Origin of the sequence: Streptomyces arenae (genome assembly GCF_022343545.1) — a bacterium.
GTDB classification, from domain to species: Bacteria; Actinomycetota; Actinomycetes; order Streptomycetales; family Streptomycetaceae; genus Streptomyces; species Streptomyces humi.
The window spans coordinates 1-18,319 of the sequence record NZ_JAKQYH010000024.1 but is presented as its reverse complement, the minus strand read 5'-3'; the positions used below and the strand labels follow the sequence as shown (position 1 = coordinate 18,319).

12 protein-coding genes and 1 pseudogene are annotated in these 18,319 nt (G+C 70.9%); 8 read left to right on the top strand and 5 right to left on the bottom strand.

Translation table 11 applies throughout. From position 1 onward, the window contains the following. Nucleotides 1–880 precede the first annotated feature (880 nt). The gene (locus MB828_RS12750; protein WP_301648234.1) at nt 881–5,134 is read left to right on the top strand and encodes a type IV secretion system DNA-binding domain-containing protein; all 4,254 of its coding nucleotides are present in this window, start codon (nt 881–883) and stop codon (nt 5,132–5,134) included. A 55-nt stretch (nt 5,135–5,189) separates the two neighbouring features. On the opposite strand, the gene MB828_RS12745 is transcribed toward MB828_RS12750, so the two are convergent. Next, nucleotides 5,190–5,630 (bottom strand): DUF4760 domain-containing protein, encoded by a 441-nt coding sequence (locus MB828_RS12745; RefSeq protein ID WP_301648233.1) that lies wholly within the window; start codon nt 5,628–5,630, stop codon nt 5,190–5,192. A 308-nt stretch (nt 5,631–5,938) separates the two neighbouring features. Then, entirely contained in the window at nt 5,939–6,538 is a 600-nt protein-coding gene (locus MB828_RS12740; RefSeq protein ID WP_301648232.1) for a TetR/AcrR family transcriptional regulator, read from the bottom strand. A 146-nt stretch (nt 6,539–6,684) separates the two neighbouring features. Between MB828_RS12740 and MB828_RS12735 the strand changes: the two genes are divergently transcribed. Next, complete coding sequence (locus MB828_RS12735) at nt 6,685–7,251, top strand: ATP-binding protein (RefSeq protein ID WP_301648231.1); 567 nt, start codon at nt 6,685–6,687, stop codon at nt 7,249–7,251. 35 nt (nt 7,252–7,286) lie between these two features. Here MB828_RS12735 and MB828_RS12730 read toward each other — a convergent pair whose 3' ends face one another. Next, entirely contained in the window at nt 7,287–8,492 is a 1,206-nt protein-coding gene (locus MB828_RS12730) for a cytochrome P450 (protein WP_133021926.1), read from the bottom strand. A 316-nt stretch (nt 8,493–8,808) separates the two neighbouring features. On the opposite strand from MB828_RS12730, the gene MB828_RS12725 reads away from it, so the two are divergent. The 3 genes from MB828_RS12725 to MB828_RS12715 all read left to right on the top strand — a co-directional run bounded on the left by MB828_RS12725 (nt 8,809) and on the right by MB828_RS12715 (nt 13,033). Continuing rightward, the gene (locus tag MB828_RS12725) at nt 8,809–9,048 is read left to right on the top strand and encodes a DUF6400 family protein (protein WP_133021927.1); all 240 of its coding nucleotides are present in this window, start codon (nt 8,809–8,811) and stop codon (nt 9,046–9,048) included. Nucleotides 9,049–9,248: 200 nt separating this feature from the next. After that, the gene (locus MB828_RS12720; protein WP_301648230.1) at nt 9,249–10,262 is read left to right on the top strand and encodes a polyphosphate kinase 2 family protein; all 1,014 of its coding nucleotides are present in this window, start codon (nt 9,249–9,251) and stop codon (nt 10,260–10,262) included. Between the two features lie 41 nt (nt 10,263–10,303). Continuing rightward, on the top strand, nt 10,304–13,033 hold the full coding sequence (locus MB828_RS12715) for a cation-translocating P-type ATPase (protein WP_301648229.1): 2,730 nt from the start codon (nt 10,304–10,306) through the stop codon (nt 13,031–13,033). A gap of 15 nt (nt 13,034–13,048) precedes the next feature. Here the strand turns inward: MB828_RS12715 and MB828_RS12710 are convergent, their stop codons facing one another. Further along, nucleotides 13,049–14,470, bottom strand: a complete 1,422-nt coding sequence (locus tag MB828_RS12710) for a diacylglycerol/lipid kinase family protein (RefSeq protein WP_301648228.1) — start codon at nt 14,468–14,470, stop codon at nt 13,049–13,051. Between the two features lie 584 nt (nt 14,471–15,054). On the opposite strand from MB828_RS12710, the gene MB828_RS12705 reads away from it, so the two are divergent. Next, entirely contained in the window at nt 15,055–15,519 is a 465-nt protein-coding gene (locus MB828_RS12705) for a hypothetical protein (RefSeq protein WP_301648227.1), read from the top strand. 81 nt (nt 15,520–15,600) lie between these two features. On the opposite strand, the gene MB828_RS12700 is transcribed toward MB828_RS12705, so the two are convergent. Beyond that, a complete protein-coding gene (locus MB828_RS12700; RefSeq protein ID WP_046734358.1) occupies nt 15,601–15,954 on the bottom strand; it encodes a DUF805 domain-containing protein in 354 nt (117 codons plus the stop codon). Between the two features lie 393 nt (nt 15,955–16,347). Between MB828_RS12700 and MB828_RS12695 the strand changes: the two genes are divergently transcribed. Together MB828_RS12695 and MB828_RS12690 are read left to right on the top strand one after the other, a co-directional pair. Then, nucleotides 16,348–17,112 carry a TIGR03936 family radical SAM-associated protein gene (locus MB828_RS12695; protein ID WP_301648226.1) on the top strand — a complete coding sequence of 255 codons (765 nt, stop codon included), beginning with the start codon at nt 16,348–16,350 and terminating at the stop codon, nt 17,110–17,112. Between the two features lie 276 nt (nt 17,113–17,388). Continuing rightward, nucleotides 17,389–18,319, top strand: a pseudogene (locus tag MB828_RS12690) (Rne/Rng family ribonuclease); the annotation flags it as partial.

The following is an 18,319-nucleotide window of genomic DNA, read 5'->3' as shown; positions in this document are numbered from 1 at the left end:
GCGAGACCGCCGATCGGGTGGTTGAGGTGCTGGCGGGGGGTGAGTGAGGAGCAAGCGGCTGCGCTGATGGCCAGGTCGGGTGCTCGGCGTCCGCGTCCGCAAGCGGCCTTCGGACTGCTCTCGTACGCCTGTGCCTGTGCCGGGGAGCAGTGCAGCCATTCAGTCCGAGGTGGAGTGGGTTCAGCGATCTCAAGCGGCTTCGTCATGGTGAGGTCCTGTCCGGCACGGTGGCGGCCATCGAGCGGATGGGCATTTCGCGGCATTGGATTCAGGTCCCGAGCATCCGGTGTGTCCCGGCGTCGGTTTCATCACGTATCCCGAGCTGTCGTGGCGTCGTTTCCAGGCGGCGTCCGACGCCGTTGAGGTCGGGCAGCGGGTGTCGTGCGAGTCCTTGCAGTTCGACACGTGGAACGGAGTGGCTCGGTTGTCCCTGCGTGCGATGGAGCCGGACCCGCTCCGGGTGTTCGCCGAAGGCACCGAGGGCCTGGTGTATCTCTCCGAGCTCGGTGCCTTTGGCGGCGCCAGAGGACGTCGTACAGGTGGGAAAACCAGGCGTCGGTCGTCGTCACGAACGTTGACCGCGAGCGTCGCCGGCTGTCGCTCTCTCGGACTTCACGCACGCGAGCGCAACCGGGCCTCCTGAAATTGCTCGGACGGGATCGCACCACCGGACTGCCGAGGGACCTTGGCTTCTGCACCGCTCCCCGGCGCACTCAACCGATCACGAGCCCTTTTCGATCAGACAAGCTTGTTGATCGGTGAGCGGATGGCGCCCGAGACACCCGAGGGCACGGAGGCGCCGGTGTGGCCCGACGCAGTACCGTGGGATGTACGCAAGCGCCGTGCGCTCCGCGTCGGTTGGCAACAGCAGGGGGCACCATTGGCTGACGAGCCGAGTTCCGCGACCCGCACCAGCGACCATGTTCTGCGCCTCGCCGCGGTCCAGTTGGCCTACGTGCCGAACGTCCGCAAGCTACAGGGCAATTATTGGCTGCCCGACGAACCGCTGCTCGGCCTTCCGCTCGCGTCCGCCGATACGGACGGGGAGATCGCCCTCGCGGGACTCGACCTCAGCGAAGAAGTCGAGTCGAGGACCGACGATGCCCTGGACGCCGCACGGCGCGAACGGATGCGTTCAACCGAGCTCAAGATCAAGCAGGTTCTTGAGTTCTGTGTGGCGCACCATGTCGACCTCGTCGTCTTCCCCGAGTGCTCGATCCCCGCGGAACTGGTGCCCGTTCTCGTCGGATACCGCAACCGGCTGGGCATCTACGCGGGCATCGGTCATCTGCGTGCTCCGGACGCGAGCACACTCGTGCAACACGGCTTCCCCGAGGCCGAGGACGCCGTCGAGTGCAACACCGCTGTCTTCGTAAGCCAGGACGAACTGTGCCTCGTCACCAAGCAGGACCCCGCACACGGTGAGAGCATCGCCCGAGGGCAGGGTCCCAAACGGGTGAAAATCACCAAGGGTGATCGCTCCTACGAGCTGGGGCTCGCCATCTGCATGGATTACGTCAACCTCCGGCGGGACTTCGACGGCGGGGAGAGACCGCCGGACGTGGTGCTGGTCACCGCGCTGTCCAACCCCACCGATGACTTCCTCAAACTCCCGCGTAACTTCGCCACTGTGTTCGCGAACCATGCCGAACTCGGCGGCAGCGCCATCCTCGCACCGGACGTGGCCGGACTCTTCGTCAGCCGCGAGCTGGGCACGGAACCCCTCCCCGCGGGCGAAGCGATCGTCTCCGCCGACTTCGCGGGCTTCGCCACTCGGCCCAGTTCGACCAAGCCCCCGCAGAACCGCATCCACCTGCGGGCCGCCCTGCTCTACGAGGACGACGGCACCGATACCTCCGCGACCGCGGGGGCACTGGCACGCCCGATGCCGACATGGTCCCTAGACCAATACGCCGACGGCCGGTACACCGGTTTCCTGGCCGCCGCCGAGAAGAGTCTCGTCGAAGAGAACCCAGTCCTGCTCACGGCGGTCAAGGCGCTGCGCAGAGGGCAGAAGAGACGGCAGTTACTGGGCGCCACGGATTTCGTCACCCTGAAGACGCATCTCGTTCTCACCCAGGTGCAGTCGGAACCCGAACTCCGCTATGCGGCCCTGAACAAGCTCCACGAGCACTGGCACCCCCTCCTGGAGGATCCGAGCGTCGACGGACTCGGCGAGTTGATCGACACGGTCAACCGGGCCCGTCGGCGACTCGGTCCGCTGATCCGCCTCAGGTACCAGCGCATCACGCCGTCGGCTCTGGCGCCGGACGACGGCAGCGGCCCGAAGGAGTTCACGCTCTTCTACTCGGCGCGCCTCGGCCAGTACAGCGGAGAGAGCGCGGTCCGTAGTCTGCCGCGCCAACTCGGCGTGCTGCGCACGCTCTCCTTGGTCGACGACACCAGCGTCCGGCTGCTGTACCGCGTCATCACGGTCCGCCAGACCAGCGGGAACCTGGCGCCGTTCTTCGACGTCCTGGCGTTCACCGAGAGCAGCGACCCGGCGGTGGCGGAGGATCTGGCCGAAGGCATCGGGCAGCAACTCGGTGTGGCCTTCAGCGGTGGCTGGGACCTCTCCCCAACGGCCGGTCAGGCCGATCTGGAGGCGCCGTTCCTGGTGGAGCTACGCCCCCGGGAAGCAACCGTGCCACCGGTGCAAGAGGACTGGGGCGGCCTCATCGACTATCTGCGCGCCCTCAAGCCGCAGGTGACCGTGCAGATGACCTGCCGCCGCCTACCGGAGGGAGAGCCGTCGGCCGAACGGGCCACCGTGTGGCCCGGGGAAGCCGGGCTCTTCGGCGACGAGGAACGGGACGCGGCGGCCTTCTTCATTCGCGCCGGCCAGGAATCCGCGGACGTGCGCAACCTCGGTCTCCAGATCCACGTCGCCTCCGACGAACGGCTCGGCGACTCCGTGTTGCGCAGCATCGGACTGTGGCTGTTCCGGGGGGTGCCGTTCGACATCGTCTCGGACGGGTCGGCGTCCAACACGCTGGCCCCCGGCGGGCCCGCGCCACAGGGAGCCATCCGGCTGAGTCCTGCCGAGACGCTGCGCGTCTTCCACCCCCCCTACGGCAGGATCGAAGGGCGCGGCCTGCTGCACCGACGCCCCCGGTCCCTCTCCCTGCCGAGCATCACACTTCCCATCGACGGCATCGGTCTGGGCACCGCGCACCTGGCCCACGGCCGCGAGGACCAGCGCGTGGAAGTGCGCTTGGACGCGAAGGCCAGGCTGCGCCACACCTACATCGTTGGCCGCACGGGGTCCGGCAAGACGAACATGCTCAAGCACATGGCCCGGCAGGACATCCAGGCCGACAGATCGGTGGTCGTCATCGACCCGCACGGCGACCTGGTCGACTACCTGCTGGGCCACACCGCGGGCCGGGAGGAGGAGGTGCTCCTGCTGGACCTCGGAGATCCCGAGTTCCTGCCCGTGCTCAACCCGCTCGATCTGGACGTGCGCGGCAAAGCGGAAGCGGAGCTCGCCATCGAGGAGTTCATCCGCCTGCTGGTGCGGCAGTCCTATCACGAGTTCTACGGGCCGCGCTTCGAGGAGATCGTGCGGCTGGCCCTGGAATCCATCACCCACGACGACTACCCGTTCAAACCCCCCGGCGTGATCGACCTCGTCCGTGTGCTGCGCAGCAGCGAAAGGCGCCGCTGGATCAGGGATCTGCTCACCGACTCCGACCTGAAGGAACGCTGGGAGATATTCGAGCAGCAGCGGAACGACCAGATCGCAGAGGTGCTGCACTGGGTGCTGTCCAAGTTCAGCGAGTTGCAACAGGACGGTGCCCTGGGGAAGGTACTGGCGGGAGGCACCTCGACCGTCTCCATCGAGGGCGTGATCAGCCGCGGCGGAGTCCTGCTGGTCAAGCTCCCCGAGTGGGAGATGAGCCGGTCGGCCGCCGCGCTGCTGGGCACCTTCGTCCAGGAACGGGTCCGCAAGGCCGTGTACGCCCGATGGCGGCGACTCGGTGACAAGGCGGACCCCGTCTACATGTACGTCGACGAGTTCCAGGCGTTCGCCGTCACCGGCTTCGACGAACTGGTTGCGGAAGCCAGGAAGTTCGGTCTGAGCCTGGTGCTTGCCCACCAGAACCTGCACCAGCTCAACGCGTTCTCCCGGTTCACCGGGTCCACCTCCGACAACGTACTCTCGGCGATCCTCGGGAACGTCGCCAACCGCATCGTGTTCGGCGTCTCGAACCGCGACGCGAAGCAGCTGGCCGAGGAACTCGACGTGTCGGCCGACATCCTGCGCACCCCCGGGAACCACCGGGGCGTCGCGCAGATGCTGTACGCGGGCGAGTCCCATACGTTCACCCTCCAACCGCCCGGCGCCGACTCCGACCTCGGACTGCCCGCGGCCCGGGACAGCGTGCGCGCCCGCATGATCGAACAAGGGCTGTGGCGCTCCCGGAACGAACTTCGGGCCGACGACGAGGAACGGGAGAGCCGCACCCAGGCGGCGGTACGCGGCTACCTGGACCGCACCCGGCGGCGCCGTCCGGCCCAGGGAGACCACGCGCGGTCCCCCGGCACGGCAGAGTCATCGAGCTTCTTGGACGAGTGGCTCGCGAAGCGGCAGGGCGCCCGTTCCGGTATCGAGGAGTCCGGCACCGACGGCAGCGCCCGCAGACGGGAACTTCTCCGCGTGGCCGCGGTCCTGCGCGCTCCGCTGCTACGCACGGCCGCCGCCCAGCGAGCAGTCGTGCGACGCCGCCGGGAGCCGTCTTCGAGGCGGGCACCGGACGGACCGGATGGGAAAACGGAAGCCGACACCCCAGCCGCAGACGAACCGGACCCCCGGACGAGCCGGCACCACCTTGTGGAGGACTTGGTCCTGACCCATCTGTCCGACGACGACCTCGCATCTTTCGACCGTGCCTACCAGGACACACTGGAGCTGCGTGTCGGTACCACGCTGACCGATCAGCTCAGTGACGACCAAGTGGACGAGTTCGAGCGTATCTACCACGGTCCCGACAGCGCCGCGGTGGCCCGGGCCTGGCTCTCGGCGCACCTGCCCCACTACAAGGCCGTGGTCAGCCGCGAGCGGTCCGCGCTCCTGTGGGAGACCCGTGTGGCCTTGCACAGGATCAGGGAAGGCACCGACCCGGCAGCATGACGAGAACCCGCCGGACACCGAAGCCGAAGGCCTCTCCACGCCCCGACAGGCCTTCTCAGGTCCGCTGCCGCAGACTCTGCGCGAAGCGTTCGGCGAAGGGGTACGGCCGGAATCCGCGCAGTTGTTCGACATGGTCGATGTAGGGTACGGCCGCCGCCATCGCGCTGGCGTAGGAACGGCCCATGCTGCGGGCGACCATGTCCGTGTCGACGTACCTGCCCTCGCAGGCGATCGCTATCGAGTTCATCACCGCGAGGGCGTGCCCGATGCGACTGGCCACTTCCTCGGGCAGCGTTGCCATTTCGTGACTCTCCCGCCCCGCGACCGTCCGGTGCAACAGGCGCCGCCCCGCGCGTACCTCTGCGTCCAGGTAGCGCTCCTGCACTTCGAAGAACGCGCGCAGCCGGTCGGCTTCGGAGGTACGTCTGAAACTCCAGACCGTAAGGCAGACGGCGACGATGGGTGAACTCAGCGCCACCCACAATTCGGCAGACATCGATGCGCCCCCTCCGGCCCGGCTGCTTGGGCCGCCCAGCCCCACCCCGAGCCCTTTACCCCGTCGGCCGCGAACCGAACCGGCCTGCAGTCCTCGTACGGCACCATGGCGGCCAGGTAATGAGAGCAGCTCGTGCCACGTACAACAGCCGTCTGCATCGTCGCGGAGTTCGTGGTTGTCCGTCGAAACCAGACCTTGTTCAGATAGCCGACCGGCAAGAAACTGCTGCCGCTGATGTTGAAAGACGCAGCACCGGCGCCGAGCGGTCACGCTCGCTGAGAGTGATCCGTCGAGGCGCGCCGCGGACGTCAGGCCGTGGTGTGCCAGCCGGGCTCCAGGCTGTCGAGGAGGGCGTGGAACGCCTCCTGGGCCTGGTCCCACTGGCCGTTCGCCAGGGGGGTGATCAGGAGGCCGAGGGTGGCGCCGGTCAGCAGGGTGGCCTGGGACCGCGCACGGTCCGGAGTCATGCCGAGGTCGCGGAAGACGGAGGTGAGCAGGGCCGTCCACTGCGAGACGACGCTGTGCATGACGGGCCCGTAGCGGTCCGGGTGCAGCACGCTGGCGCTCATGATCTCCAGGTGGAGCGGGAGTGCCGCCCGCACCTCGGGGTCGCCGAACTGGCGCCACACCTGCTCCATGAAGCGACGCAGGCCCGCCGGGTCCGTGGGCTGGCCCGTGGTCTCGAGCAGCTCGCGGGTGCGCCGCAGGGGCAGGCGCTCGTAGACGCCGAGCGCCTCCGCGACCATCCGTTCCTTGCTGCCGAAGTAGTACAGGAGCATGCGGTCGCTGGTCCCGAGGGCTCTGGCCAACGGGCGCAGGGACAGGTCCGCCAGGCCGTTGCGCATGACGTACTCACGGATCTGCTCCAGGAGATCGCGTCGCTTGGCCGGATCGGGTCGACGGGGCATGGAAGCTCCCAGACGTGCGCGGACCAGGAGGCTCTGCGGGCGCCGGTAATGAGAGGGTTTATGGTGTTTTTACTGTAGCAGTGGTTACATCTTTACGGGATGTAGCGACTGCTACGTGCCGGCCGCCACAGGAGGGACTGATCGTCATGGCCACCCGGGCCATCGGCTGCCGCATCGGCTACCGCGTCGGCTTCCAGCGGGCAGGGCAGCAGCCCGCCGCCGACGCACCCTCGCGGCTCGCCCGGCAGTGGGCGCTGTGGTCCCGGATGCTCGCGCCGCTGCGACCGCTGGACGCACCGCGCGGCCGCGTCACGGACCGGGACGCCTCCTGGCCGCTGCGGCGGGAACCGACCTCCGCGCGCCGGGCCCGCCGACTGGTGACCGCGCGACTCGGCGAGTGGGGCGCTCACGAACTCACCGACACCGCCGAGCTGCTGGTCAGCGAACTGGTCACCAACGCGCTGCGGCACACCCGCGGTGCGCTCAGGCTCAACCTGCAGCTGCACGACTCCCGCCTGCTGTGCGAGGTCGAGGACACGGAGACCGCCTCCCCGGTCCGCGCCGTCGCCGACGCGGACGCGGAGAGCGGCCGGGGCATCGAACTCCTCGACCTGCTCGCGGACTCCTGGGGCAGCGTCCGTACCCCCACCGGCAAGACCATGTGGTTCGAGCTGCGAGCCGACGACGGCCCCGGCGCGGTCCGAGAGCCGTGAGGACGGCGACGGCGGCGGCCTGAGGGCCCCCGCGGCTACCAGGTCACCGGCAGCTCCAGCGGGAACCGCCTGATCGTCTCCGTGTCCCACCGCAGCCGCTCCGGCGGCACCGCGAGCCGCAGACCGGGGAACCGCTCCACCAGGCGTCCGACGGCCACTTCGAGTTCCGCCATGGCCAACGGCATCGCGATGCACCGGTGGCCGCCCCAGCCGAAGGTCATGTGCGGGGCGCTGGGCCGGTCGAGGTCGATGACGTGCGGGTCCGGATACCGTTCCGGGTCGCGGTTGGCCGTCAGGTACGACACGTGCACGAAGTCGCCCGCCTTGATCCGCGCGCCGTCCAGCTCCACGTCCTCGAGCGCCACGCGGGGGATGCCCACGCCCTTGCGGAACGGGATGCAGCGGAGCAGTTCGTGCACGACGTCGGTCAGGGTCTCCGGCCGCTCGGCGAGGTGCCGCATCAGCTCGGGGCGGGTCAGGAGCAGGTAGACGATGTTGCTGATCTGGCAGGTCGCCGTGTCCTGCCCGCTCAGTGCCAGCGTCAGCGTCATGACGGCCAGTTCCCTGTCGTCGAGCTGTTCCTCACCCTCCCGCGCCGCGGCCATCACACTGACGAGGTCGGTGCCGGGGGAGTCGCGGCGCAGCCGGACGAGGTCGGCGAAGTAGTCCGTCAGCTCGGCCTTCGCCGTCGCCGCCGCCTCCTTGTTGCCCGCGCCGACGACGAGCAGCCGGTGCACGGACTCCTCGATCCGCGGCCACTCCTCCCTCTCGATACCGAGGAGGTCCAGCACGGCGTGCTGGGGGAGCTTGTTGGACAGGTGCGTGACCACGTCCGCCGGTGGTCCCTCCCGCTCCATGTCGTCCAGCAGGCGATCCGCGAGCCGGACGATCCGGTGCCGCATGCCGTCGACCTGCTGCTGCGTGAAGGCCTGCGAGGCCAGGTGGCGGACCCGGCTGCTGTGCGGCGGGTCCATCACGTTGATCGACTCCGGCGAGACGATGGGCTCCGGCGTCATCCGCGGGTAGTCGTGGCCGATGATGCCCGCCCTGCTGAACCTCGGGTCGGTGGTCACCTGCTTGACGGAGTCGAAACCGGTGATCAGCCAGGCGTCCGCGGCGCCGTAGGGGAGCCGGATGCGCGCCGGGGCACGGCGGCCCATCAGATCCGCGAGCGCCGGGTCGAAGTCGAGCGCTTCGCTGAAGTCGAACGGGCAGATGTCTGTCTCGTTGTCCGCGGCCATCAGCCGGTTCCTCCAGGCATGGGTACGACGGTGGTGGTGTCCGGGCGGGGTGAGTCGGGGAGGTGGTTGCGTCGGGGAGGGTGGTTGCGTCGGCGTTGCAGGGGCTCCTCGCAGGATGCAAGCACGCGCGACGCCGTGCACCGCTGACCGGCACAGTTGCACCCGGCCAGGTGGGCTAACACCGGGAGTGGTCCGGCACGCGGGGCCGGCTCGGGGCCGGCCCGGAGTCGGCTGAGGGGGCGGGCGGAGCGTGGACGGCTGTGATGTCTCCCACGAGGTCTTGTCGCGGCCGGACGGACTACCTAAATTCGGTCATATGTCCGCCCAAGATTCCGCCCTTCCCACTGAGCCGGTCGAGTTCTCCGTCGATCTCACCGGGCACGAGCTGACCCGGCGCGCCCACGTCATGAACGCGCTCGGCGCCGAGTGGGACCCCGTCGAAGTGATGCGGGGCGAGGAGGAGGCGTACGACATGCTGTACTCCGGACTCGACGAGGAGCAGCAGCGGCTGTACGACTCGCTGGTCGAGGCCGGCGTACTGCCTCGGCGCAGCTGAGCGTCGGCCTGTCCCGGGCTCGACGTGCCGGTGCGGTGTTCGCGCAGGCGACGGGTGATGGCCACCGTGGACGGGTGATCCTCGTTCCGGACTGACCGCCGTCGGAACCACCCGGCAAGGGTGAGGCGGCTCGTGCCGCCCCGCCGGATGCTGCTGGGGAGCGGACCACGCGACCGGGCGGACGAAGGGACGAACCGACGATGGGCGACGGAGCCGAACGCGACGAGCGGGCGGAGCGCATAGCGGAGTTCATCGAGCCGCTGCTGGTCGAGCCCGGGACCAAGGTCCGGCTGGCCGAGGACTTCGACCCCGCTTACAAGGGGGGCATCCGCAAGAAGAAGGACGGCGTCGAACTCCTCCGCAGCGGCACCGAACTGCTCGCCGACTACCAGCGGCGGCTGGCCGCCCAGGACACCTACGGGGTGCTGTTGTGCCTGCAGGCGCTGGACGCCGGCGGCAAGGACGGCACCATCCGCCACGTCATGAGCGGAGTGAACCCGCAGGGCGTGCGCGTCTCCAGCTTCAAGGTGCCCTCGGACGAGGAACTCGACCACGACTACCTGTGGCGCTACTCCCGCGATCTGCCCCGGCGCGGCGAGATCGGCATCTTCAACCGTTCCCACTACGAGGAAGTGCTCGTGGTGCGGGTCCACCCGGAGAACCTGCGCCGCCAGAAGCTGCCCGACGCGGCATGCGGCAAGGACGTCTGGGAGCGGCGGTACCGGGAGATCAACGACTGGGAGCGCTACCTCAGCGACAACGGCTTCAGGATCGTGAAACTGTTCCTGAATCTGTCGAAGGAAGAACAGCGCACCCGTTTCCTGAAACGTATCGACGTTCCCGAACGGAACTGGAAGTTCTCGTCCGCCGACGTACGCGAACGGGCCCGGTGGGACGACTACCAGCGGGCGTTCTCCAAGATGCTGTCCGCGACCAGCACGCCATGGGCGCCGTGGTACGTCGTTCCTGCCGACCACAAGTGGTTCGCCCGGGTCTGCGCGGCAGCCGTGCTCGCGCACACCCTCATCGACATCGACCCCCAGTACCCGCAAGTCAGCGCCGAGACCAGGCGTGAACTGGCCGACGTCAGGCGTGAACTGGAGGCGGAGGCACCCGACGAAAACAAGAAGAACAGCAGGAACAACAACAAGAAGAGCAACAAAAAGAAGAGCAACAAAGAGAAGAAGGCCGGCAGCAAGAAGCACGGCAGTTAGTGGGAGTGCGAGGGACGGGGGCCGGGAACGGAGGCACCTACATGACCGCGCAGACAGACGCCTCGCAGGACCGGGAGGCCGACGACCGGACGTGGTACACGCGTCCGCCGGAGGAGGTGGCCGCGGCCTTCCAGGTCGATCCGGCCGCCGGACTGTCCACCGCCCGAGCCGCGGAGCTGCTCCGTACGCACGGCCCCAACGCACTGCCCGAGGAGAAGCCGCTCCCCGGCTGGCGCCGCTACCTCGCCCAGTACCGCAGTTACATGCAGCTGGTCCTGGTGAGTGCCGCCGTCGTCTCGCTCGTCATCAAGGAGTGGAGCACCGGAGTCCTGCTGCTCGTCCTGACCGTCGTCAACGCGGTCGCCGGGATGCGCCAGGAAGGCAAGGCCGACAGCGCCATGAACGCGCTGAAGTCGATGATGAAGGCGTCCGCGCGGGTGCGCAGGGACGGCACCGAGTCGAAGGTCCCGGCCGAGGAGGTCGTCCCCGGTGACGTGGTGCTGCTCGCCGCCGGCGACGAGGTGCCGGCGGACGGCCGTATCGTCACGGCGAACGCCCTGCAGATCGACGAGTCCGCGCTGACCGGCGAGAGCGTGCCGGCCGCGAAGGAGTCGGGCCCGCTCACCGGCGCCGATCTGCCGCCCGGCGAACGCCACAACATGGCGTTCATGAACACGCCCGTCACCCACGGCAGCGCCACCGTGATCGTCACGGCCACCGGCGTCGACACCGAACTCGGCCGGATCTCCGGCATGTTGTCGAGCACGCCGCGGGAGGCCTCGCCGCTGACCCGGGAGATGGACCGGCTCACCCTGTGGATCACGGCGACCGCCGGGGTGACGATGATCCTGATGTTCGTGCTCGGCCGCAGCCGGGGCACGGCGTGGGACGCGCTGTTCGTCAGCGCCGTGTCGCTGGCGATCGCCGCCATCCCCGAAGCCCTGCCGACGGTCTCCCAGACGATCCTGTCCATCGGAGCGATCGACCTGTCCCGGCGGCAGGCGATCGTGAAGGACCTGCCGTCGGTGGAGGCGCTGGGGTTCACGTCGGCGATCAACTCCGACAAGACCGGCACGCTCACCATGAACCAGATGACCGCGGTCGAGGTCATCGACCCCGGTGACCGCTACACCGTCTCCGGCACCGGCTACGCCCTGGAGGGCAGGATCCAGCACCCGGTCGGCAGCGCCCCGGACATGACGGACGCGATCCTGCCCTACCTGGTCGCCAACGACGCCCGCCTGGTGGACGGCAAGGTCGTCGGCGACCCCACGGAGGGCGCCCTGCTGGTCCTCGGCCACAAGGCGGGCCTGGACGTCGACGCCACCCGGGAACGGCTGCCGCGGCTGGCCGTGCTGCCCTTCGACCCGTCCTACAAACTGATGGCCACCTTCAACAGGGCCACCGACGACGACGGCCGCCCGGTCGTGCGCTGCTTCGTGAAGGGCGCGGCACCCGCCATGATGGCCCGCGCGGCGACGGCCCTGCGGCAGGGCACGTCCGTCCCCTGGGACGACACGCTGCGGCAACGCGCGCAGGAGCATGTCGAACGGATGGGCGGCGAGGGCCTGAGGGTGATGGCCGCCGCCCGCCGCGACCTCGACCCAGCGCTCTTCGACCCGGACGGCGACCTGCTCGCTCATGTCACCGACCTGCAGATGACCAGCCTGGTCGGGATGGTCGACCCGCCGCGCGCCGAGTCGAAGGCCGCCGTCGCCGACGCGCAGGCCGCGCACATCAGGGTCCGCATGGTCACCGGCGACGACGTCGTCACCGGCGCCGCCATCGCCCGGCAGCTCGGCATCGAGGGCGAGGCCGTGCTCGGCGCGGACTTCGCCGCCCTCCCGGAGAGCGAACGGCTGGCCAGGATCGACGGCATCGGCGTCGTCGGCCGGGTCGCCCCCGAGCACAAGGTGCTGCTCGCCGAGACCCTGAAGAAGAAGGGCCGCGTGGTGGCCATGACCGGCGACGGCGTCAACGACGCGCCCGCCATCAAGGCCGCCGACGTCGGCATCGCCATGGGCTCCGGCACCGAGGTCGCCAAGAACGCCGGCCGCATGGTGCTCGCCGACGACAACTTCGCCACGATCGTCTTCGCCGTCGAGCAGGGCCGCAAGATCTACGACAACCTCACCAAGTACATCCGGTTCGTGCTCGTCCTGCTCGTGGTGTTCGTGCTGACGTTCCTCGGCGCGACCCTGTTCGACATCGCCGCGGGGGAGCCGTTCACCCCGGCGCAGGTGCTGTGGATCCACTTCTTCGTCAACGCGGCGTTCGGCTTCGCCCTCGGCTTCGACCGGCAGAGCCCCGGCCTGATGGCCCGCCGGCCGCGTCCGCGCGGCGCGCACGTGCTGTCCCGGGGAGTGCTGCTCACCGTCGGACTGTCCGGTCTCGCGATCACCATCGGGCTGCTCTGTCTGATCGAACTCGGCAGGTCCCGCTACGGCAGTGTCCCGATCGGCCAGTCGATGGCGTTCACGTCCTTCGCGCTCTGTCTGATCGTGGCCGCGCTGGAGTGCCGCAGCGAGCGGGCCACCGTGTTCACCACCGCCAGCTTCGACAGCAAGCAGATGAACCGGGCGATGCTGATCGAGTTCGTCCTCGCGGTCCTGGTCACCCAGATGGACGCCTTCCGCCGGCTGCTGGGGACGACCGAGCTGGACCTGGCCCAGTTCGCCTGGACGCTCGTCCCGGCGCTCGCGCTGCTGGCGCTGTGGGAGCTCGGCAAGTTCCTCGCCCGCTGGAACGGCCGGCCCACCGCGAACACGTGACGTGCGTTCCGCGGGTCAGGCACGGGGGCCGAGGCCGCCGGCGCGCCGCCGACGGCGCGTGATCGCCAGACGCAGCACCCGCCGCCAGTCGGCCGGAGGCCGGTTCGGCGGAGTGCCCGGCCGGTGCCGGGGGACCCGGACCCGCAGCGCGCCGGGGGAGATCCGGCACACCACCGGAGCGGGCAGCACGACGGACTCGCCGTCGATCCCGGCCGGCACGACCCCCGCACCACCGCCCGCGCCGGGGCGCGCGTCGCCGTTCGCGCCCGGGGCCACACCGCTGCCCGCGCCCGGGGTCGCGTCGGTGTCCGTGTCGACGACGACCTCGTGCGTGGTCAGGCGGGTCAGGGCCGGCGGCCTGCGGGTCAGCAGCCGGGCCGCCCGGGCGGAGCTGTCGACACACACGCCGAGGACGCCCAGCCACCCGGAGTCCAGGCACTCCCGCAACCCGGGACGGACCGGGTCACCGAGGCGCCGGTAGGGGTTGTTGCTGACCAGCACGGCCTGGAGCCCGCGGGCGCGCCGGCGCCCGGCGCGCATCCTCAGACGGGGCGCGTCGGGGCCGGTGAGCAGGGCGGGCAGCGCCCGCAGCACGGTCTGCAGTTTCGCGTCCCGGTAGCCGGGCTCGGCGACCACGGCCGCGTACGTGCCGAAGGACGCGTTGTTGACGAACACCCGCCCCGCGGCGAACCCGAGGTCCACCCGGAACTCGACGGCGTCGGTGAACGCCTCCAGGGCGGCCGCCGGGTCGTCGCGGTCGAGACCCAGGTCGAGGGCGAAGTGGTTGCGGGTGCCGGCCGGGATCACCACGAACGGCACGTCGTGCCTGGCCGCGACCTCGGCGACCAGCGCCTGGGTGCCGTCCCCGCCCGCCACCGCCAGCAGGTCGGCGCCGTCCGCCACCGCGCGCCGGGCCAGCTCCGCCACGTCCTGGTGGTGCGCGGGATCCAGCAGGACCACCTGGGCGCCCGCCGCCCGCGCCTTCTCGGCGAGTCCGAAGCGCGCCACCTTGCCCCCGCCGGAGCGCGGGTTCATCACCACCCACGGCCGGCTGGCCGGTGGCACCGCGACGGGTTCGCGGCCGCGCCCGCCGGACCCGGCCGCCGGGGTCGTCGCGATCCGCGCCGCCGTCAGCGCCAGCAGCCACAGGCCGAGGGCCAGACAGGCGGGCACCAGCATGCCGTGGCCGACGAACAGGGCCAGGGCGGTGACCGGCGCGGCGGCCGCCAGCAGAGCCCCGGCGGCACGCAGCGGCCCGGGGTGCGCCAGGGTCCACCACAGGCCGACGCCGGCCAGGGCCACCGAGGCGATGGCGACCAGCACCCACAGCAGGCTGCGCAGACCGGCGGCGACGAGCAGCACGAGCAGGCTGCCGAGCAGGGCGATCACCGCCACCCGCGCCCAGGAGAAGGCCGTCAGCCGCTCAGCCCGCCGCATGGCCGCCGCTCAGGACCGGCCGCCCGGCACGGGAAACCCCTCCCCGGCCGGCGCCACACGCGCGCGAGTCGACGCGGCAGTACGCGCGCGGGTCGACGGGGCCGCACGCGCGCGGGCCGACGGCACCACGCGCGCGCGGGTCAACGGGGCGGTACGCGCGCGGGTCGACGGGGCGGTACGCGCGCGGGTCGACGGGGCGGTACGCGCGCCGGTCGACGGGGCCGCACGCGCGCGGGGCGTGGACCTTCGCGGCCGGATCGCCGACGCCGCCCCAGCCAGGGCCGGTCGGGAACGCGCGGCCCTTCCGGAACACGCCGTTGGATGGGCGGTCGTACGGCTGACGGGGCTGCGGGTTCATGGGCGTCCCTCCGACACGGCTCCCCGATGCCGGAATCCTGCCGTGTCGAGGATGCGGCGGGCCGGGACGACACGCCTCACCCGGGGCGGGTGAGACCGGGGACGCCCGCCGGGGGGAGCCTTCGGGGCGCTGCGAAACCGTGACAGGGCCGCCATGGAAGCCGTACCGCCTCGCCCGCACAATTCTTGGCAACCGAGTCGGACGAGCGGCGGGGGAGCCGGCGGTCATGGAACTGGAACTGAGCTACGACTGGCTGGGCGGCAGACTCCGTGCCATCGGGGACGTCCCGCTCACCTACGGACGGTGGGGCGGCCGGCCGCTGGCGCTCGGCCCGCATCCCCTGGAGTACGACATGCTCGGCAGCCGGCTGCGTCGGATCGGCGACACGGAGATCGGCTACGGACGGCTGGGCAGCGTCCCGAGGACGTTCGGCACCTGGGAGGTGGACTGCACGGCCTGGTCCGGGATCCCGCAGCGCGTCGGACCGTACTCCGTGGACCATCCCAGGTTCAGCGGACGGGTGCGCGCGATCGGACCGCTGTCCGTCTCGTACGACTTCCTGGGCAACCGGCCCCGCCACCTCGAACTGCCCGGCGGCTGGCAGGAACTGCCGGACGATCTGCTGCGCGTCGTCTTCCTGGTCCTGCACCTCCAGACCGAACGCGGGCGCAGCTCGTCGGCCGCCGGATAGCACCCGAAAACGGCCCGTAACAGCCCGGAACAGCCCGAGGGCCCGCCGGACGGATCCGGCGGGCCCTCGGGTGATGCCAGGTCAGACGGCGCCCGCGTACTTCGGGTTGGGGCCGTACTGGTTCTCCTCCGGCTTGCCCTCGGAGGCGAGCCAGACGAGCACGATGATCCAGCCGACCAGCGGGATGATGCCGATCAGGATCAGCCAGCCGGAACGGCCGGTGTCGTGCAGCCGGCGGACCGCGACGCCCAGACCGGGCAGCAGGACCGCGAGCGCGTAGATCGAGCTGAGGGCGGCGAACCCGATGAGCCGCCCGACGACCGCCAGCACGATGCTGATGATCAGGTTGAACAGGAAGAACATCCAGTATTCCTGCCGGCGCGCACGGCCGCTGAACACCGCGTACTTCTTGAGTACGTCCACGTACCAGTTCATTACTCGTCCCCCCGGGGATCAAGGCTTGATTGGCTCTCAGCAAATCAAGCCGGGATGGCCGGTTCCATTCAGATTGGCGTGAGCGGGTCAACCGTTACCGTGTCGCTGCCATTCGGTGATCAACCGGATCCGAACCGATCGCGTCCCACCTTCAGGTGGATTTTCGTGGCGCCCACACGCACCCGGGGCCGCCGTCCGCCGTCCTCGCGCCGGACGGCGGTCGCCGACCGAACGGGAACCCCCGGGCCGCGACACACGTACTCTGGATGGAAGCAGTGCACAGGGGTACGGCCGGCAGCGGTACGGCCACTGTGGCGACAACCTCACGAGAACCACGAAGGACTGACGACACTGGGCAAGCGACAGCCCGAAGGCCCGCCGCCCGCACCCGCGGTGCAGCGCATCCGACTGCGCTACACCAAGCGCGGCCGCCTCCGGTTCACCAGCCACCGTGACTTCCAGCGCGCCTTCGAGCGTGCGCTGCGCCGCGCCGAGGTGCCGATGGCCTACTCGGCGGGGTTCACACCGCACCCGAAGGTGTCGTACGCCAATGCCGCACCCACCGGCACGGGCAGCGAGGCGGAGTACCTGGAGATCGCGCTCGCCGCACCCCGCGACCCGGAGCGGCTGCGCGCCCTCCTCGACGAGTCCCTGCCCACCGGGCTCGACATCGTCGACGCGGTCGAGGCACGCACGTCAGGACTGGCCGACCGGCTCACCGCCTCCGTGTGGGAGCTCCGGCTGCCCGGCGTGGACCCGGCCAGGGCCGAACAGGCCGTCGCCGCGTTCAACACCGCCGAGACCGTCGAGGTCCAGCGCATGACCAAGAACGGCGTCCGCACCTTCGACGCCCGCCCCGCCGTCGTACAACTTGAAACACGGAGTGAAACGGCTGATAGGCCGACCGACCAGGCCTGTGCGATACTGCGGCTGGTTGTTCGGCACGTGACGCCTGCCGTACGACCCGACGACGTCCTGTCCGGTCTCCGCGCCGTGGCCGACCTGACGCCGCCGGTCCCCGCAGCGGTGACCAGGCTGGCGCAGGGGCTGCTCGATGAAGAGACCGGCACGGTGACCGACCCGCTCGCGCCCGACCGCGAGGCAGTGGAGGCCCTCTCGAAGGCCGAACCCACTGCCACCGCGACGGCGCCGGCGTAAGGAAGGTCCCGCGAAGGACGGACGTCGTAGCGCAGCCCTCGGACTCGGGAGCCACCTGGGTCGGGCAGCGCACCGACCAGAAGACTTTCGCCAGGCCGTCCGCGACAAGGCGTACGGAACCGGCGAGACAGGACACAGAGAGCTCCTGTGCGGCGCCCGCGCCCCACACGGCGGCACCGCGCATCGCGCGAGCCGTGGACGTCACCGGTGGTCGCTCGAACAGATCGACGCCGGACCAGGCGCGGCGCCCGGGAGCCTGACGGGAGAAACGCCCGCATGCTCGAACCGACCGAGCCCATCGAGGGCTCCGAACCGAACACCCCGAGCGACACCCTGCCGCCGCGCAGGCGTCGCCGTGCCGCGTCCCGCCCCGCGGGACCGCCCGTCGGGGCCGAGGCCGTGACGGAGAACGAGGCCGAGACCACCGTTCCGGCCGTACCGGCCGCCCAGACCACCGAGGTCGCGGAGGCCGCCGAGACGGCCGCTGCCGTTGCCGAGGAGGCCGCTCCGGCCCCGCGTGCGCGCCGCCGAGCCACCCGCCGGGTCTCCGCACCCGCCGCGACCCCGGAGGCCGCCGAGGCCGCCGAGGCCGCCGAGACGGTGGTGCCCGCCACCGCCGCGGTCACCGAGCCCGCCGAGAGCCCGGCCGAGGCCGCCGCGCAGAGCGAGGAGGCCACCCCGCCCCGCACCCGCCGTCGTGCCACGCGCCGCGCCTCCGCGCCCGCCGGAGCACCGGCCGCCGCCACCGGGACCACGGGGGCCACCGAGGCTCCTGAGGCCGGCGCCGCCACCGGGTCCACCGCGGCCGCCGAAGCCGTGGAGCCCGTGGAGGCTGCCGAGGAGGCCGCTCCGGCCCCCCGTACGCGCCGCCGTGCCACCCGCCGGGTGACCGCGCCCGCCGCGGCCCCGGAGGCCACCGAGGCCGCGGACGAGACCGCCGCACCCGCCGTCGCCGCACGGACCGCCGAGACCGCTGAGGCGGACGAGACGGCCGAAACCCCTGAGGTCGACGAGGCCGGTGAGGCCGCGCAGGCCGCTGCCGCCGCCGAGGAGGCCGCTCCGGCCCCGCGTGCGCGCCGCCGTGCCACCCGCCGGGTGACCGCGCCCGCCGCGGCCCCGGAGGCCACCGAGGCCGACACCGCCGCCGAGGCTGTCGTGGAGACCCCGGCCGCCCCCGCTCCGGCCGCCGAGGCCGCGACCGCTCCGG

Bases quoted from the DNA above. Each gene is read 5' to 3' on its own strand.
- MB828_RS12745 (WP_301648233.1), bottom strand. From the start codon at position 5,630: ATGTCTGCCGAATTGTGGGTGGCGCTGAGTTCACCCATCGTCGCCGTC.
- MB828_RS12740 (WP_301648232.1), bottom strand. From the start codon at position 6,538: ATGCCCCGTCGACCCGATCCGGCCAAGCGACGCGATCTCCTGGAGCAG.
- MB828_RS12735 (WP_301648231.1), top strand. From the start codon at position 6,685: ATGGCCACCCGGGCCATCGGCTGCCGCATCGGCTACCGCGTCGGCTTC.
- MB828_RS12730 (WP_133021926.1), bottom strand. From the start codon at position 8,492: ATGGCCGCGGACAACGAGACAGACATCTGCCCGTTCGACTTCAGCGAA.
- MB828_RS12725 (WP_133021927.1), top strand. From the start codon at position 8,809: ATGTCCGCCCAAGATTCCGCCCTTCCCACTGAGCCGGTCGAGTTCTCC.
- MB828_RS12720 (WP_301648230.1), top strand. From the start codon at position 9,249: ATGGGCGACGGAGCCGAACGCGACGAGCGGGCGGAGCGCATAGCGGAG.
- MB828_RS12715 (WP_301648229.1), top strand. From the start codon at position 10,304: ATGACCGCGCAGACAGACGCCTCGCAGGACCGGGAGGCCGACGACCGG.
- MB828_RS12710 (WP_301648228.1), bottom strand. From the start codon at position 14,470: ATGCGGCGGGCTGAGCGGCTGACGGCCTTCTCCTGGGCGCGGGTGGCG.
- MB828_RS12705 (WP_301648227.1), top strand. From the start codon at position 15,055: ATGGAACTGGAACTGAGCTACGACTGGCTGGGCGGCAGACTCCGTGCC.
- MB828_RS12700 (WP_046734358.1), bottom strand. From the start codon at position 15,954: ATGAACTGGTACGTGGACGTACTCAAGAAGTACGCGGTGTTCAGCGGC.